Genomic DNA, 16,199 nt, shown 5'->3' on the forward strand with positions numbered 1-16,199 from the left:
TACAGCGTTGTAAAACAAATTATTTTGCTTTACGAGCTGGTAATTTTTCACGAATACGTGCAGCTTTACCAGACAATTCACGTAGGTAGTAAAGTTTAGCACGACGAACGTCACCACGACGTTTCACTTCGATACCAGCAACGATTGGTGAGTGAGTTTGGAATACACGCTCAACACCGAAACCGCTAGAAATTTTACGTACTGTGAACGCAGAGTTCAAACCACGGTTTTTCTTAGCAATTACAACACCTTCAAATGCCTGAAGACGTTCACGCTCACCTTCTTTTACTTTAACTTGAACAACTACTGTGTCACCAGGAGCAAAAGCAGGGATGTCTTGTTTCAACTGTGCATTTTCAACAGCTTGTACTAAAGGATGTTTACCGCTCATGGGGTATCTCCAATTATGCGAGTTAGAAGAGGTCTAATCATCGCTGGGGCTAGAGGCTAAAGCGCATAGACCCGATTGACTTTCCCTTTATGCTTGACCGCTTCAATGCATAAAGAGCCTAATATAAGATTTAAAAAATTTAAACCTGGGAATCTTTTAGCCATTTCTTTTGCTGCTTGGTCAATTCAACTTTTTCAACCAACTCAGGTCGGCGTTCTAAAGTGCGTTGATATCGCTGCAAAAACCGCCATTTCTCAATATTGGCATGATGTCCCGATTTTAATACTTCAGGAACATCTAAACCTTCAAAATGGTCTGGCTTGGTATATTGTGGGCAATCTAAAAGACCATCCACAAATGAGTCTTGCACATGTGATTGCTCATCAGACATTGCACCCGGAAGTCTCCGAATCACACTATCCAATAAAACCATCGCAGGGAGTTCACCACCAGATAAAACGTAATCGCCTATTGACCATTCCTGATCAACATATTGTTGGATCAAACGCTCATCAACTCCTTCATAACGACCACACAATACAATCAATCCATCATATTTGACGAAATCTTGTACTGCAGGTTCATTTAAGGTCTTTCCTTGCGGCGACATATACACCACAGGGACATGAACAGCACCCGCTTGCTTGGCAAGCTCTTTGGCACGATGAATTGCTTTCGCTAATGGCTCAGCCATCATCACCATACCAGGACCACCACCAAATGGACGTTCATCCACTCTTTTGTAGTTGCCCTCAGCAAATTCGCGTGGATTGATACAATGAACTTGCACAATGTCACGTTTTGCTGCGCGCCCGCTAATACCGTAGGCTGTAATCGCTTCAAACATTTCAGGAAAAAGCGTAATGACTGCAAAAAACATCGCAGACTCCTCTATTTTCCTGCTGCGTCAATCCTTAAAGGATTAATAATCTACGCCCCAATTTACGTAGATACGACCAGCTTCGAGATCAACACGCTGTACTACATCTTTATGCCATGGAATCATTCGCTCTTCGCTATCGACACTGTCAGCAGTAGCGCGAACTACCATCACGTCGTTAGCACCTGTTTCAAACAATTCGTGGATTTGACCGAGGTTGACTTCTTGTTCATCTTCTCCAAGACCTAACACTGTTAAGCCCTTCAAATCTGACCAGTAATACTCGTCCACGCCTGCTTGAGGCAGTTGCGATTTAGAAATCCAGATATTTGCGCCAACCAAGTTATCTGCTGCGGTACGATCACTCACACCTTTTAGCGAAACAACCAAGCCTTTGCCATGTGGTTTCCAACGTTTTACATCTACTGTTTGCCAACCTGCTTTGGTCTCAATGTACCAAGGGAGGTAGTCAAAAATATTGCTCATAGGTTCTGTATTGGAATAGACCCAGAGCCACCCATTTAATCCATATGCTGAACGTAGCTGTCCAATCTGAATACGATCTTCGGGAACATTCTGTGTTGGTGTCATGGGTAACCTACTACTAATTAAGCAGTAGCTGCAGCTTTCTTAGCTTCAGCAGCTAAAGAAGCAACACGTTCTGAAGGTTGAGCACCTTGTGAAACCCAGTGAGCAAAACGGTCAGCATCTAAACGAAGTTTTTCTGCTTTACCTTGAGCTGTAGGGTTGAAGAAACCGATACGTTCGATGAAACGACCGTCACGTGCATTACGGCTATCAGTCACAATGATTTGATAGAACGGACGTTTTTTAGCACCACCGCGTGCAAGACGAATAACAACCATGATAGAACCTTATAGTTTTTACGGATTATCCCTGTACCGACCATCGATACATTTCAAACCCCTTTCATAGAGGGCAATATTTTACGTGAAATTTGCCCTGAATGAAAGATCAAAAAGTGTTTATCCACAATTTTGAATTTGAGGTTATTTGCCGTCCCAGTTTGAGGTGGCAGATGGAGTACATGCTGTACCAGAATTATCTGTACCTTGGGTCCAACAACGCTCACCTTTAAAATTCAAACCAATATGGCCATCACGATATTGTGTTGCAGTCGAAATTGGTGTTGCAATCAAGACCCATCTTTCAGAACCTAAAGGTGTCGTATCTTTTACACTCCCATCTGTATCAATCCATTTTAAAGCTACTGTATAAAGAGGAGTCCCTTGTTCCGGATAGGCTGCTTTAATCCCAAAATCATTAGCAACTGCACCTTTTACCTTAAAATTTGCAATTTTATAACGCTGTATCTGGGAAGCAATCTGCAGCATACTTGCCTGCATATCCGTTCTTTTTGTTTTACGCACGTGTTGTTGATAGGAGGGATAAGCAATTGCAGCCAGAATGCCAATAATAGCAACAACTATCATTAACTCAATCAAAGTGAAGCCTGTCTGTCGGTTTCTAATCACCATTCTTCACCCCCTGTACCACAGCTGCTATAGGTAATATTTGCCTTTGCTTTATTTTTACACTTTAATCCTGTACTGGTTTGCAAGAAAGAGACATTCGTTCCATCTGCATGAATTGCTTTAATTACCCATTGCTGGCCATTAGCCTTGTATTCAGTACCATCTTTATCATCTAGTTTAAAAGCAGTATCGGTTCCATCTTTGATTTCAATAGTGTAATTTCTTATGGTTTGTGGCGTTAAATTAAATCCTTGATAACTGAAATTCCGAGACTTCCACTTAGACAATTCACTGGCTAATCTTTGAATTTCTTGTTGCACTTGGGATGCCTCTGCACGCCGAACATAATTCTGATAACTCGGGATAGCAATTGCAGCAAAAATTGCCACAATTACTACCACGACCATAAGTTCTATCAGAGTAAAACCTCGTTCAGCAAATTTATTCATTTTATTCATAAACTCACCTTAACGAAATTTTTGGTACCAGCGTTGAGGAATTAAGCACATTTGTGTTTCTTCGCTTGCACCACCTGCTCCTGTTACTGTAATTGTCATACGCCCACCAGTTGAAATACAGTAATTTGAAGCACTTGTTGGTCGCTCATCACCAGAGCCACCACCGGAACCACCGCCAGAACTACCACCGGAACCACCGCCTTTTATATTGTCGTTACCGACAGTAATGGTGTGAATGCCTGCACCAATAAATGAACGTCCCGAACCTGTAGGGTCTGAACTCTTACACTGTCCATAAGGCAAGCAGAAAGTGGTCATCAAACTTGCCCCTTTCACACCTGCACCGCAGTCGCCAGACAGACCATCTTTACTTGCATCAAATGTTGAAACAAATAATTTATTATTTAAAGCAACTGGGGTTCCAAAAACCTTTTCTGTCTGCTTGGTATAATCATCACAATCACCATGCCCTGTTAGACAGTTGGTAAACTCATAGTACCAACCGTCAGAACTAGCAGGTGCTTTGATTGTAGTGTCATTTTTACGATCATCATCAGTAAGTTTAATTAATTCTGAGACTTCAATATCTTGAGTTAACCAAGATGTCGCTCCAAATAAATCTTTGTGGGATACGTCTTTATCATAAATATTATAAATTGCATCGTATTCATAACTACTATCTGCAAATAATGGTTTACTACGGTTACCACTACCCTGAGAAATTAGTGCGAAAATATTGCCATTATTACTATAGAGTGAAAAAGCTGGCATATCATAAAAACGAGGGCTTTTGCCTCCACTTGCATGACCATTAAATAAACGAACCGGGGCTTTTACAACCTTACCGATTGTAGATTGCGTATTATCAAAATCTACACGGAAAATTTGCCCACCGAGATCACCGAAATAAATATGATCTATCAAATCATCGCCATTACGATCTACACTTCGAATTTCACTGACTACACTATATTGCATTTCTGAGTGGTGAGTACCAACTACCCCACTAGTTGTTGTATTTGCACTTGATGTAGCATTGGCACTACCCCACCACAATAAATCTCCTGCTTTGGTCGAGCCTATATCTTCAGCAGCAAACATATACACACCCGCACCCTCTTTGTTCGTTTGATTATAATCAGGGTCTTCATACCCCATATCATAGCCACCACCAACAAACATCACACGCGTACGTTTTCCAGCCCAATTCACAAAACCAATAGTGGGCTTTGACCAGCTTTGTCCCATACAACCCAAAGGATTCGAATTACTACAATTTCCAGATGGATCTATATGAAACTTGAGTTTAGGATTATTAATATTCTGAAGATTCAACGCATAGTAACTTTTGCCACCCATGCGTAAACCGCCATAGACATCCTGTACTCCCTTCTGACCGCCTTTACCCGTTCCAACTGTTAAATTACCAGAATCATCAATAACATATTCAGTATATGCAGTCCAAGGTCCATCTATACCATAAAACAGATTATTTAACCCGCCATTAGTTGCTTCAGGTACATCAAGTGCCTTTCTTTGTTTTTCTAGCATCTCATTTGGTATAAATGTAAAGACCTCTTCACCTCCACCCGCTTTACCAGACTCTCCAGCTTTCACCACATGCAACATACCCTGTGTGGTACCAAACAAGATGTAGTCTTCACGATTTGTTGAATCCATTCTCTTGTCTGTTGTATTGAAAGCAAGCTTCCCCTTATTTGTTAACATAAGTGGATATGAATGCATGACTGCACCAGTTTGACGAAATTCTGGCTCTAAAATCAAAGCATTTAAATCAGTTGGCGGATTTGCTGCATCAATGTTATATCCTAATGACCGTATTAGATATCCTCTATACTGGTCATACTTGTATACATTATCAGTCAAATCAGTAGGTTTAACTTGTCTTAAATCGCCGCTAGAAATTCCAGAAAATATAGAATCTCCAGCAGAGCCAGAAGAATATTTACGATCAGTAAAAACTTTACGCTTTATCGTTCCAGTACTTGGATTGTTTAATGGATCTGTTCTTAAAGCCAATTTAGACCAGAATCCACCACGTAAAGCAAATTTTGTACTTCCCAGAGTATTTTCATCCATATCAACATTAGCCGGTGTTATTGACTCAGCCCAATAATCAAAATTATCAAGGATCTTTCCATCATCATCGACTATTTTGTTGCCATTCTTGCCTTTTAATACCCCATTTTCATCTACTAAATATTTCTTTAAGTTACCCGTCCATAATTGGAATGTTTTATCTGGCGTTGGCTGGAACTGTTGATAATAAGCATCATCCTGTAATACAGCCGGATTTAATGCATCCTTAGGAATAGTTGGCGAACCGGTGGTAACTGAAGGAATTTCTGTGGTTAAATCATTAATAAAGTGATTGACACTATCCACAACATCTTTTGAACTTGAGCCTGAATACCATCCACCACCTCCACGGATTCCCCATTCTGCGGCTCTTTTAGTTGCCGTATTAATACTACCTAATGCAGCTAAATTCTGTTCACGTGTTTTATTACGGTCAAATGATGGAATACTATTAAAAGAATTACCAAAGCCTACAACTGCTGTTTTAATTTGTAATGATGTCGGGTTATTACTTAATAAACGATTACTAAAGTTTAAAACACAGTTAGTACCGTCTGCACTTTGAGTACAAGAGAAACTATTATCATTAAGAGCGTTTCTCATTGCTTTTTGTTCATTAGACTGGCCACTTGGCTCACCGTCCGTCAGTACATAAATTCCTTGTCCACTGCATTGCTTTTCTTCGGGAGTTTGACTTAGAGATGAAGGCATCTCGTATTTAGTAGCATTACTAACTTTAGCTGAACTGATTGAATAGTTAAAACCATTTTCAAGTGAACTATCACGAACAACTGGCCCTGTATAAATATAACAAGTACCTGTCTTATTAGAGGTGCTGCCTGTAGCACTACTTTTAACTCCTACTGTACATGATGACGCCGTATATTTAGTCAAATCAATAGGTAGGAAGTTAAAATCTCGTGCTGCTGTATTAGAGTGACTTGTTGAAGGCCAGTAATTACAAACACCGTTTGTATCCCAGCTCATACATTGAGTATATTTCAGGCCTCCATCATTATAGGTAAAGAATACTTGCTTACCGGTAGTTCCACTATATAACTCAGTATCATTAAAAGTTTTAGTGCCCATCATGTATGCAGCAGCTTCAGCATAAGCATTTGCTGTTGGAGTACCACCACGAGCATATAATTTGGTCGCTACAGCCTCTAGTAACCAAGCACGCTGTGTTTTTGTTACACCATTTATTGTGACATTTTCATCTAAACGTCGTGCTGGTACCAATATATAACCGTTACTACCTGTTCCATTGAAAGAATAAGCTGATAACCCAATAATCTTATCATCAGTTACTGCTGTAATTCCTTTACTTGTATTGCCATGTAACAAATCGAACATAGCATCTTTAATCCGAGTCAAACGATCATAATAGTGACGCTGTTCACCTTCATATCGATAGTTATACCCCCCAGAGCCATTTTCATTAGTATAACTATTATGATCCGATGGTATTGTGGTTAGTACGTCCCCCCAAGTACACCCTTCTTTAGTTTCAGCATCATTTTCACATTTTTGCCAACGGTTATGGGTACCATATCCTCCACCATTACGCCATGATCTATATTTATAAGCTCGTGCAGTCACCTGACAGTAATATCTAGTATAAGTTGGTGAACCATTTGTTGATGTTTCCGTACCAGATGACCCCATACTAATGTGACTTGGGACATCACAAGCATCTCTATTATTTGTAAGCTGTGGAGCCCCCATACTTCCTGAAATATCAAATAACATCATTAAAGTAATATTACCTGAACGGGCTTGTTGATAAATATCTATGTCACTAGCTTGCGTGGTTGTACCTGTAATCATCACAGTAGATAATGCAGCAATACTGGCAACAAGCAGCTTATGACGATAAGAAGTATGATTTTTATTTTGCATCGTTTTCATCTTTTCTTACTTCCCCTATTACACGAAATCTTGAGCAATTACATATTCAGTGACTGTCGATTCAAAAGGTACATTTAGTTCTGACAAACACTGAGTTACACTTTTATCCGCCCCTGTAGATGGAGTTACACCACTCGGAATAACAACCTCATTCATGTGAGAGTCAAGACATTCATCAATTTTTGTTTTATCTGCAGTAGTTAAGGCCGGCATGATTGAAACGGCAAAAACTTTAACTGGCTTACTTCGTTGCAATTTCACAGTATTATCATCTGTTCCTAAAATTTGCCCATAGAATGCATCTTTCTCTGCTTCTGATGAATATTTAACAGCAACTTGAGTCATGACAGCCTTACGACCACTCGTAAAAAAATTTGTTCCACTTACATTCGTTTTACAATATCCATCTTTACCAAAGCTATCATTTTTAGGTTTTACATCAGGCGCATTCCATTCAATGATGCTGGCAAGAGTAATATCGAAAAAATTAGCTTGATCCGCACCACGAAAACAAAATACAAGTTCTTTATCTTTATTCACTGCACCATCAATATACCCAAACATTCCGCTACTGCTTAATGACTGAATAATATTATTTTCTTTCTCCACATTAAAAAATGCAGCATCTGCGTTCTGGAGCATCAATTGAGTGGCCTGACTATTTGTTGCAATATTTAAAGTCACCATACTTTGACGGATTGCCAATGTTCCTATAACCGTAATAGCAACAAGTAGAATAAGAACAACAATTAAAGTTGCTCCTCGCTGACTTTTATTCATTGTCCTCTCTCCCCAAAAGTATTACGCAGTGCAACTGTTTGAGAAACCACCTGACGGACATATTTGCTTGTTGTATTAGTCGGTACTTTCACTGTTACTTTTTTATCGAGTACTTGAAACTCTTGATCATCTTTAATCATTGGTTCATTCCCCACACCTTGTACAGAACGAACTAATGCTCCTAATTGAACAGATAAGATACGTGGTCGCGGAGCACTAAGTGCCATATAATCATTAATAGAAATATATCGAAGCTTTTCACCATTCTGGATACCCAGCATGACATGAAAATAATCGACTCGCTTCATAATAACTTCGCCATTATTACCAAAAGACTCGATTTTATCTGGTAGCGGAGTACCCGATTCACTGTACCACCCAGCATCACACGCCAAGGCCAAAGCAGTATTTGGCTCCTTGCTATCTTTATTAGTATCTTCCCTTAGAAAATAACGCTGTACGATTATGCGCAATGGTGTTTCAACCCCACCGGTCATTACAGGGAACTTGATTTCTTCCCCTTCACAATCAAAACCCCCAACCCAATTACTTCCAACTCTTGTATATTGAGGTCTATATTGAATGACCAATTGATCACTACTTTCCCCTTGCACATTAGACAAACCCGTAGCTCCACTTGACAATAAGTTCGTTGCTACCGTTGTTCCTATTAAGTTTTCTGGTAAATTACTATAAGTAACATTCGGTGTAACCGTCGTGTCTTTAAAACCATTAGCACTAGAAGTAAGTACAATCCCACCTTGAATCGTCCGATCATTAATTCCAGAATTTAGACTATTAAGATTTGTATGTCTGATATCCTGTGCTATGTATCCCAATCCAAAGTTCGCATCATCCTGAATATTTGCAACCCCTTGTTGTAATGCACTGCTTTTTTGACCTGTTATAAATAACATGATCGCTGCAGCCATTATAATCAACCCTAGAGCCAGCGATATCATTAACTCAATTAAGGTAAAACCTGTCTGTTTATATGAACTTAATGGCATTTTTAATATACCTCCATAATCAAACAGGTTGATGAGGGATCATAAACTGTCCCTGTTGTACAATTTCCTGCATCTTCTTGTCCGTCTGTTGCTGCTGTATTTCCCCAAGCAACATAGATACATTTACGATCATCACTATTACCTTGACAATCTAACAAGTTGACTGTCATCCCTACCGAGTTAGCACGCTGCACAACCTGTGCTACATCATAATCTGCCATTTCACCTGTTGAACACTCTTCTGCTGAACAGTTTTTACTATATTCAGCTTGAGCATCAGCATCTGCTATTTCATCCACATAATCATCCAAAGCGCCACGATTTACCCTAATTCTTTCAGCAAAATCTCGCGATAAATTAATTGCCTGAACTCGATAACTCCCTTCAGAAGTTGCCTCAACTGCCCTATATTGCAGAGCAATAAATCCCAATACACCCAATGCGAGAATCAGAAGAGCTACTAATATTTCCATCAATCCAACACCTAATTGATGTTTTGTATAGCGCATTAGCAATCTCCCTCGCTAATTGGTTGAAGTGAACCCATTTTCGTTATTGTGATTGTTTTTGATTTATTACCATCTGCTTCATCGCAGATTACAATTGTTGTATCTGAACTTGCACCTTTCACTTTTCCAGTCATTTCAAACGTAATTGAAGTTTCTATCCCGGACAATATCGACTTTCCAGTTGGCCCCCAAAGATATAAAAGCTTACTTTCTCTCTGCTTTTTTAAGGTAGCATCCGCAGCAATTTCATCAGAACGTTCAATCAACTTTTCCTGATCTTCTACGATTTCTAACTTTACATCCTGACGAACTAAAACTGCTTGGGCACGTGCTTCCATAATTAAGCCATATAAATCACGAGTGCTTTTTGTTAAATTTTGATTCCGAATTAAACTATTGAAAGAAGGCGCAGCGATCGTTGCAATAATCCCTAGTACTGCAATCGTCACCAGTAACTCAATTAACGTAAATCCATTATTTTTCTGCATACTCCCCCCCAAGGCGCGCCAAAATTTACCCTATTAAAAATAATATCCAATTAAATTACAAAACAAACACAAATAAGGATAAAAGGCATAAAAAAACAGATAATTGCCAAAAAGCAATTATCTGTCAATTCTTAAAAAATTCAGAATGTTAAGTCATTAACACTTTATGCCTGAGTTACAGGAATACGTAACTCTTTTGGCAAACTAAATGTAATATTTTCTTCACGACCATCTAACTCTTGCGGTGCTTTCGCCCCCCAATCTTGTAGGCGCTGAATTACTTGTTTAATTAAAATTTCAGGTGCCGATGCTCCTGCAGTTACACCAATTTTTGTGTGCTCATTAAACCATTCTTGCTGCAACTGATCGGCATTGTCCACCAAATACGCACGCTTACCCATACGTTCTGCCAATTCACGTAATCGATTCGAGTTCGAAGAGTTCGGTGAACCCACAACCAAAACAACATCACATTGCTCAGCCAGATCACGTACGGCATCTTGGCGGTTTTGAGTGGCATAACAAATATCATCTTTACGCGGCCCCTGAATTTCAGGAAACTTCTGACGTAGAGCATCAATCACTTTTGCTGTGTCATCTATAGAAAGCGTAGTTTGCGTTACAAACGCTACTTTTTCCGGATGCACCACTTTTAGATCAGCAACATCTTGTTCATCTTCAACCAAATAAATCGAACCACCATTTTTAGTGTCATATTGACCCATTGTCCCTTCAACTTCTGGGTGACCTTCATGACCAATCAAAATCGCTTCCACACCTTCACGAGCGTACTTGGTCACTTCTATATGCACCTTGGTCACCAAAGGGCAGGTCGCATCAAAAACTTTTAGCCCACGGCGTTCAGCTTCTTGTTGTACCGCTTTAGATACACCATGCGCACTGAAGATCACAATATTGTCATCAGGTACTTCATCCAGTTCATCCACAAATATCGCACCGCGTTGACGTAAGTCGTCCACCACAAATTTATTGTGTACTACTTCATGACGCACATATATTGGGGGATTAAAGCATTCCAGTGCACGGTTCACAATCGCGATGGCGCGATCAACACCTGCACAGAAACCGCGTGGATTAGCTAAAACAATTTCCATAGAATCCTCAATGCCCACTCAATTTTACGGGTATCACTTGAAATAAATGTAAACAATAGACGTCTGACTATTTTGTTTGGCGCGCGTCTACTCTAAAATAGAGAAGATATTTTATCATATCAGGAAAAATATCATGTCGGGTCTCTTGTTTGTCGTTTCTGCTGCTTCGGGAACGGGCAAAACATCCCTCGTTAAAGCCCTGCTTGAACGTGTAAACAATTTACATGTCTCTGTTTCTCATACCACTCGTGGTCAGCGTCCTGGCGAATTAGACGGCGTACATTACCATTTTGCTAAAAAAGAAGATTTTCTATCTTTGGTAAATGAAGGCGGCTTCATTGAATATGCAGAAGTTTTTGGTAATTATTACGGTACTGCACAGCGCACAGTAAAAGAACAATTGGCCAAAGGTCATGACGTTTTACTTGAAATTGACTGGCAAGGTGCTGAACAGGTTCGTAAACTTTTTCCTGAATCTAGACAAATTTTTATTCTTCCTCCGAGTCAGTTCGATTTACGTCAACGTTTATCCAATCGTGGTACAGACTCTGTTGAAGTGATTGAACATCGTCTCAGCTGTGCCGTAGAAGATATGCAGCAATACGTTAATTTTGACTATATCATTATTAATGATGACTTTAATAAAGCACTGCATGACTTAGAGTCCGTTATTATTGCCAATCGTCTTGTTTTAAAACAACAAGCTATGCGCCATGAAAAACTGATTGAGAAATTAATCACCCCTACGGAACAGTGATTAAAACTTGAGTCTATAGACAAAGCACCTTATACTGCACAGTCTGTTAAAAATTTATATTCAAACGAGAATTCTTATGGCACGCGTAACCGTTGAAGATTGTTTAGACCATGTAGACAACCGCTTTGAGCTTGTACTAGTGGCAAGCAAACGCGCGCGTCAATTGGCACGTCAAGGTATCGAACCTACTGTTGAGTGGGACAATGACAAACCAACCGTTGTTGCTCTTCGTGAAATCGCAGCGGGTCACGTTTCTAAAGACATTTTGAAACAACGTGAACAAGACTACCAAACTTCAAGTTTAGACCTTGCACTTTCTGCAAATAACCTAAACTTAGACGGTTTTTCTTTCCAATAAGATAAACCTGACCTTAAAAGCCTAGTTTTTAACTAGGCTTTTTTTATGGATTCTCTTTAATATTTTACTCAGAACAGTTATAACATAAGCTTAAGAAGTGCAAAGCAGGCGAAAAAGATTTTCATTTTTTTAAACTAAAAAATTGACAAGTCATGCAATATGCATTTCATTAAAGTATTAACCGTTTCATTTGTAAATCAGTAGTAAAAGGGTGTTCTATGCCAGGCCCAATGGTCAGCCAAGCCAAGCAACAGTTAAATGTGATAATCGACGCTTACCTTTCAGTAAGTGATGTCGAACGCGTGCTTGAAGCTTGCGACTATGCGGATATTGCCCATGATGGCATTACACGTAAAAGTGGCGAACCCTACATCCTTCACCCAATTGCGGTGAGCTGTATTTTGGCGCATATGCGTCTTGATGCGGAAACTTTGATGGCCGCTTTACTACATGATGTCATCGAAGATACTGAATTTACCAAACAAGATATTACTGAAAAATTTGGTCTGACCGTTGCTGAACTCGTCGACGGCGTCACAAAACTCAGCCACTCTAGTGATAAAGAATATAATAAGGCAGCATCTTTCCGTAAAATTCTGCAAGCCACACTACAAGACCCACGTGTCATTATTATTAAACTGGCAGATCGCTATCATAATATGACCACACTAGGTGCTTTACGCCCTGACAAACGTGCTCGTATTGCCCAAGAAACTTTTGAAATTTTTGTGCCTATGGCACGCCTCGTCGGTATGAATGAAATGGCCGACAACCTTGAACATTTGTGTTATCAAAATCTCGACTTAGATATGTATAACAATGTTCAAGAAGCTTTATTACAAACCAAACCGAAACGCTGCGAATACCAAACCAAGTGGGAAAATAACCTCACCGCCTTACTAGAACAACACCATATTTCAGGTCGAATTAAAAAGAAGAATAATAATATTGAATTACTTCGCCACTTTGTAAAAAACGATATCGATCTGCAAGAGCTCACCCATAGTCATGCATTTGAAATTATTTTACAAAGCATCGCAGACTGTGACCGACTTGCAGACATCCTCAAAGAAAGCTTTAAAGTTTTAAATTACGCCGATCATATTCGTCGCCCACTCCCTGGTGGTAACCAGTCACTGATGATGCGCTTAAAAGGTGAAAAGACCATTTTATCTCTGACCATCCAAACAGAGTTGATGCGTAAAGCAGCGCGATTTGGTGTGGTCCTCGGTGAAAATGCACCACAAGCTTGTCGTTCAGCGATCCAAGCCTCTATGCAAAATTTAAACGTGTTAGTCGATGGCGCATGTGCAAAGACCACATTTAGTGAATTACTCGATTATCTACATCAAGAAAAAATTTGGGTCTACACCCCACACGGTCATTTGCATGAACTCCCTCAGGGTGCCACAGCTGTTGATTTCGCTTATTCAGCAAGCTTATTTTTGGGCAACCATGCCGTTGGTGCAAAAATTGATGGGGAAACCAAGCCCCTTTCAACACCATTACTGAGTGGTCAAGTGATTGAAATTATCACTGATGTTCTTGCAACACCAAACCCTGACTGGCTAAGCTTTATTAATACCCAAAAAGCCCGCCGCGCATTACAAAATATCCTCCGTGACCAAGACCAAGATGAACAACGTTTAGTTGGTCAGCAAGCTTTAAATCGCGCATTAAAACTTTTTAATCGTTCTATGAGTGATTTAACATTAGCTGATTGGGAAAATGTGCTGAATTGGCGGCATTTAAATGATAAAGAACAATTATTTGAACAGATTGCCGTGGGTGACTTATTACCGCAATTGGTTGCTAATCATTTATATGCTCAAGATACCATTCAGACTTCAAACTCTGCACGCTTAATCTTGGGTACTGACGGTGTCGACGTTAAATATGCGCACTGCTGTAACCCTGTTTTAGGCGATCCAATACAAGGGCATTTATCACGTCGTGGTTTGATTGTGCACCGTTCACGTTGTCATAATTTATTGCATGAACAACATTTACATCCTGAAAATATCATGCCTTTACACTGGACTACAGAAGACAGTGAGGACATTAGTTTTACAGCCTATTTATGCTTAAACATGCTGTTAAATGATGAGCAAATTTCAGAACTGATCTATCTATGCCGTAAAGAAAAAGTCGGTGTAGAAACTGTCCGTTCACATGAAGAAAAAACCTATGTGAATATTGTTGTACACAATCGTAAACAAATTGCCGAAATTATCCGTAATTTAAGAATGCATTTTGGCTTCCCACGCATCAGTCGTTTGGCACAACCTGTTGCCATTGCTGAGCCTGCGAAAGTTGCCAGCTAACCTGACACCACATATTTATATGTGATGTGTCTGTGATGATAATAGGAGAAATAGATGTCCCGCCAGGTAATCCATACTGAAAATGCACCCGCTGCAATTGGTACTTACTCACAAGCCATTTTAGTGGGCGACACTTTGTATTTATCAGGTCAAATTGGCTTAGATCCATATAGCATGGAGCTGGTAGAAGGCATTGAAGCTCAAATTCGCCGTGTATTCGACAACTTAAAAGCGGTATGTGAAGCTGCAGGTGGTTCGCTAGCAGATATCGCTAAGCTGAATATTTTCCTTACCGACCTTTCTAACTTCCAATTGGTCAACCAAATTATGGGCGAATACTTTGCTCAACCCTACCCTGCACGCGCAGCACTCGGTGTTGCTAGCCTACCAAAAGGTGCACTAGTTGAAATGGATGGCGTGGTGATTATTAATCAATAAGTTAGTAAACACCGATTAAGCCTTTCACTAAATATCATATTCCAAAAGAACAAAAAGCCTCACATGGAAATCTGAGCATTACTCAGATTTCCGCTTAAATGACAGTTTTTATTCAAAAACTCAATCACTTTAAAAGCATTTTTAAATGATTTTTATTGACAAACGATAATAATTATCAATAATATTACTTATCCCATTTATTCACTTGGTTTGATTTCATGTACGTTTGTTTGTGCCGTGGTATTACTGATCAAGACATTAAAGATGCAATTGCCAATGGCGCAGAAAGCTATCGTGAAGTTCGTGATATGCTTGATTTAGGCACCTGTTGCGGTCGCTGTGCTCCTGAAGCACGTATGATCATCAGTGATGAAGTTGCACAAATTGCAGCCCGTATCGCAATTGCCGCATAAACCAAGCTTTTAAATTTTCTCAACAATCATAATTATAAAACCAATGGTCTCAGACCATTCCTCCTCCCCCGCTTCTGACTCTAAGCGGGTTTTTATTTATTAAAGATCTAAAAATTAGCGCCTTGTTTTGATTGTGATTTTCATTTGCTGTTCTATAAAACACTCGCTAAATTACACTTTGTTGTTTAAGATATTTCTATTCTAATATCAAATTTATATTGCTTAGTTCGAGCTTTATTGCAGTTAAGGAGTCAGACATGAAAGGCAATCGTGATGTAATTAATCAGTTAAATCAGGTGCTTTATCATCATTTAACTGCAATTAACCAATATTTTCTTCATTCACGGATGTTTAACGATTGGGGCATTGAGCAACTCGGTTCTGCAGAATATAAAGAGTCAATTCGTCAAATGAAGCATGCCGATAAAATTATTGAGCGAATTTTGTTTTTAGAAGGTTTACCTAACTTACAACACCTAGGTAAGCTCTATATCGGTCAGCATACCGTTGAAGTTTTAAATTGTGATGTACGTAAAGTCAAAGAGAACATTGAAGCCATTCAAACTGCAGTTAAGCTCGCGGAAGAGCAGTTAGATTATGTCACTCGAGATCTGGTTCAAGAGATTTTAGAAAAAGAAGAAGAATATCTGGACTGGGCGACCACGCAACTGGATTTAACTGAATCTGTCGGTATTGAAAACTATATTCAGAGTCAGCTCTAAGTTCAATTAAAAAGATGAAGCGTACAAAAAAGACCGGAAATCCGGTCTT

At 39.5% G+C, this 16,199-nt stretch carries 18 protein-coding genes; 6 read left to right on the forward strand and 12 right to left on the reverse strand.

Annotated elements, in window-relative coordinates; all coding sequences use genetic code 11:
- Positions 1–19: 19 nt before the first annotated feature.
- The 12 genes from rplS to ispH form a co-directional block, all read right to left on the reverse strand.
- Positions 20–391 carry a 50S ribosomal protein L19 gene (gene rplS / locus FTU75_RS11640; protein ID WP_078189351.1) on the reverse strand — a complete coding sequence of 124 codons (372 nt, stop codon included), beginning with the start codon at positions 389–391 and terminating at the stop codon, positions 20–22.
- 139 nt (positions 392–530) lie between these two features.
- Entirely contained in the window at positions 531–1,271 is a 741-nt protein-coding gene (trmD, locus tag FTU75_RS11645; RefSeq protein WP_180024307.1) for a tRNA (guanosine(37)-N1)-methyltransferase TrmD, read from the reverse strand.
- Positions 1,272–1,313: 42 nt separating this feature from the next.
- The gene (gene rimM / locus FTU75_RS11650) at positions 1,314–1,862 is read right to left on the reverse strand and encodes a ribosome maturation factor RimM (RefSeq protein ID WP_078189353.1); all 549 of its coding nucleotides are present in this window, start codon (positions 1,860–1,862) and stop codon (positions 1,314–1,316) included.
- Between the two features lie 17 nt (positions 1,863–1,879).
- Positions 1,880–2,137, reverse strand: coding sequence for a 30S ribosomal protein S16 (gene rpsP / locus FTU75_RS11655; RefSeq protein WP_078189354.1), 258 nt, complete (start codon positions 2,135–2,137; stop codon positions 1,880–1,882).
- A gap of 144 nt (positions 2,138–2,281) precedes the next feature.
- On the reverse strand, positions 2,282–2,770 hold the full coding sequence (locus tag FTU75_RS11660; RefSeq protein ID WP_180116009.1) for a type IV pilin protein: 489 nt from the start codon (positions 2,768–2,770) through the stop codon (positions 2,282–2,284).
- A complete protein-coding gene (locus tag FTU75_RS11665) occupies positions 2,764–3,225 on the reverse strand; it encodes a type IV pilin protein (protein WP_286396274.1) in 462 nt (153 codons plus the stop codon). The genes FTU75_RS11660 and FTU75_RS11665 overlap by 7 nt, the downstream gene beginning before the upstream one ends.
- A gap of 9 nt (positions 3,226–3,234) precedes the next feature.
- A complete protein-coding gene (locus tag FTU75_RS11670) occupies positions 3,235–7,236 on the reverse strand; it encodes a pilus assembly protein PilY (protein WP_257223772.1) in 4,002 nt (1,333 codons plus the stop codon).
- 18 nt (positions 7,237–7,254) lie between these two features.
- Positions 7,255–8,016, reverse strand: a complete 762-nt coding sequence (locus FTU75_RS11675) for a pilus assembly protein PilX (RefSeq protein ID WP_180102362.1) — start codon at positions 8,014–8,016, stop codon at positions 7,255–7,257.
- Positions 8,013–9,026 (reverse strand): PilW family protein, encoded by a 1,014-nt coding sequence (locus FTU75_RS11680; protein ID WP_180116010.1) that lies wholly within the window; start codon positions 9,024–9,026, stop codon positions 8,013–8,015. The genes FTU75_RS11675 and FTU75_RS11680 overlap by 4 nt, the downstream gene beginning before the upstream one ends.
- Positions 9,027–9,028: 2 nt before the next feature.
- Entirely contained in the window at positions 9,029–9,535 is a 507-nt protein-coding gene (gene pilV / locus FTU75_RS11685) for a type IV pilus modification protein PilV (protein WP_180116011.1), read from the reverse strand.
- On the reverse strand, positions 9,535–10,023 hold the full coding sequence (locus tag FTU75_RS11690; RefSeq protein WP_180116012.1) for a GspH/FimT family pseudopilin: 489 nt from the start codon (positions 10,021–10,023) through the stop codon (positions 9,535–9,537). Before FTU75_RS11690 ends, pilV begins: the two co-directional genes overlap by 1 nt.
- 164 nt (positions 10,024–10,187) lie before the next feature.
- A complete protein-coding gene (gene ispH, locus FTU75_RS11695; RefSeq protein ID WP_180116013.1) occupies positions 10,188–11,138 on the reverse strand; it encodes a 4-hydroxy-3-methylbut-2-enyl diphosphate reductase in 951 nt (316 codons plus the stop codon).
- Positions 11,139–11,271: 133 nt separating this feature from the next.
- Between ispH and gmk the strand changes: the two genes are divergently transcribed.
- The 6 genes from gmk (at position 11,272) to bfr (ending at position 16,150) form a co-directional block, all read left to right on the forward strand.
- On the forward strand, positions 11,272–11,895 hold the full coding sequence (gmk, locus tag FTU75_RS11700) for a guanylate kinase (RefSeq protein WP_078192517.1): 624 nt from the start codon (positions 11,272–11,274) through the stop codon (positions 11,893–11,895).
- A 76-nt stretch (positions 11,896–11,971) separates the two neighbouring features.
- Positions 11,972–12,253, forward strand: a complete 282-nt coding sequence (gene rpoZ / locus FTU75_RS11705) for a DNA-directed RNA polymerase subunit omega (RefSeq protein WP_067762989.1) — start codon at positions 11,972–11,974, stop codon at positions 12,251–12,253.
- A 218-nt stretch (positions 12,254–12,471) separates the two neighbouring features.
- A complete protein-coding gene (locus FTU75_RS11710) occupies positions 12,472–14,577 on the forward strand; it encodes a bifunctional (p)ppGpp synthetase/guanosine-3',5'-bis(diphosphate) 3'-pyrophosphohydrolase (RefSeq protein ID WP_180116014.1) in 2,106 nt (701 codons plus the stop codon).
- Positions 14,578–14,631: 54 nt separating this feature from the next.
- Positions 14,632–15,015 carry a RidA family protein gene (locus tag FTU75_RS11715; RefSeq protein WP_180024298.1) on the forward strand — a complete coding sequence of 128 codons (384 nt, stop codon included), beginning with the start codon at positions 14,632–14,634 and terminating at the stop codon, positions 15,013–15,015.
- A 218-nt stretch (positions 15,016–15,233) separates the two neighbouring features.
- Positions 15,234–15,428, forward strand: a complete 195-nt coding sequence (locus FTU75_RS11720; RefSeq protein ID WP_078192519.1) for a bacterioferritin-associated ferredoxin — start codon at positions 15,234–15,236, stop codon at positions 15,426–15,428.
- Between the two features lie 257 nt (positions 15,429–15,685).
- On the forward strand, positions 15,686–16,150 hold the full coding sequence (gene bfr / locus FTU75_RS11725; protein ID WP_180116015.1) for a bacterioferritin: 465 nt from the start codon (positions 15,686–15,688) through the stop codon (positions 16,148–16,150).
- Positions 16,151–16,199 lie beyond the last annotated feature (49 nt).

Source organism: Acinetobacter sp. YH12140, assembly GCF_013418475.1.
Classification (GTDB): domain Bacteria; phylum Pseudomonadota; class Gammaproteobacteria; order Pseudomonadales; family Moraxellaceae; genus Acinetobacter; species Acinetobacter amyesii.

What these genes read in the sequence shown, in the direction of transcription:
- rplS (WP_078189351.1), bottom strand. Translation starts at nt 391, where the DNA reads ATGAGCGGTAAACATCCTTTAGTACAAGCTGTTGAAAATGCACAGTTG.
- trmD (WP_180024307.1), bottom strand. Translation starts at nt 1,271, where the DNA reads ATGTTTTTTGCAGTCATTACGCTTTTTCCTGAAATGTTTGAAGCGATT.
- rimM (WP_078189353.1), bottom strand. Translation starts at nt 1,862, where the DNA reads ATGACACCAACACAGAATGTTCCCGAAGATCGTATTCAGATTGGACAG.
- rpsP (WP_078189354.1), bottom strand. Translation starts at nt 2,137, where the DNA reads ATGGTTGTTATTCGTCTTGCACGCGGTGGTGCTAAAAAACGTCCGTTC.
- FTU75_RS11660 (WP_180116009.1), bottom strand. Translation starts at nt 2,770, where the DNA reads ATGGTGATTAGAAACCGACAGACAGGCTTCACTTTGATTGAGTTAATG.
- FTU75_RS11665 (WP_286396274.1), bottom strand. Translation starts at nt 3,225, where the DNA reads ATGAATAAAATGAATAAATTTGCTGAACGAGGTTTTACTCTGATAGAA.
- FTU75_RS11670 (WP_257223772.1), bottom strand. Translation starts at nt 7,236, where the DNA reads ATGAAAACGATGCAAAATAAAAATCATACTTCTTATCGTCATAAGCTG.
- FTU75_RS11675 (WP_180102362.1), bottom strand. Translation starts at nt 8,016, where the DNA reads ATGAATAAAAGTCAGCGAGGAGCAACTTTAATTGTTGTTCTTATTCTA.
- FTU75_RS11680 (WP_180116010.1), bottom strand. Translation starts at nt 9,026, where the DNA reads ATGCCATTAAGTTCATATAAACAGACAGGTTTTACCTTAATTGAGTTA.
- pilV (WP_180116011.1), bottom strand. Translation starts at nt 9,535, where the DNA reads ATGCGCTATACAAAACATCAATTAGGTGTTGGATTGATGGAAATATTA.
- FTU75_RS11690 (WP_180116012.1), bottom strand. Translation starts at nt 10,023, where the DNA reads ATGCAGAAAAATAATGGATTTACGTTAATTGAGTTACTGGTGACGATT.
- ispH (WP_180116013.1), bottom strand. Translation starts at nt 11,138, where the DNA reads ATGGAAATTGTTTTAGCTAATCCACGCGGTTTCTGTGCAGGTGTTGAT.
- gmk (WP_078192517.1), top strand. Translation starts at nt 11,272, where the DNA reads ATGTCGGGTCTCTTGTTTGTCGTTTCTGCTGCTTCGGGAACGGGCAAA.
- rpoZ (WP_067762989.1), top strand. Translation starts at nt 11,972, where the DNA reads ATGGCACGCGTAACCGTTGAAGATTGTTTAGACCATGTAGACAACCGC.
- FTU75_RS11710 (WP_180116014.1), top strand. Translation starts at nt 12,472, where the DNA reads ATGCCAGGCCCAATGGTCAGCCAAGCCAAGCAACAGTTAAATGTGATA.
- FTU75_RS11715 (WP_180024298.1), top strand. Translation starts at nt 14,632, where the DNA reads ATGTCCCGCCAGGTAATCCATACTGAAAATGCACCCGCTGCAATTGGT.
- FTU75_RS11720 (WP_078192519.1), top strand. Translation starts at nt 15,234, where the DNA reads ATGTACGTTTGTTTGTGCCGTGGTATTACTGATCAAGACATTAAAGAT.
- bfr (WP_180116015.1), top strand. Translation starts at nt 15,686, where the DNA reads ATGAAAGGCAATCGTGATGTAATTAATCAGTTAAATCAGGTGCTTTAT.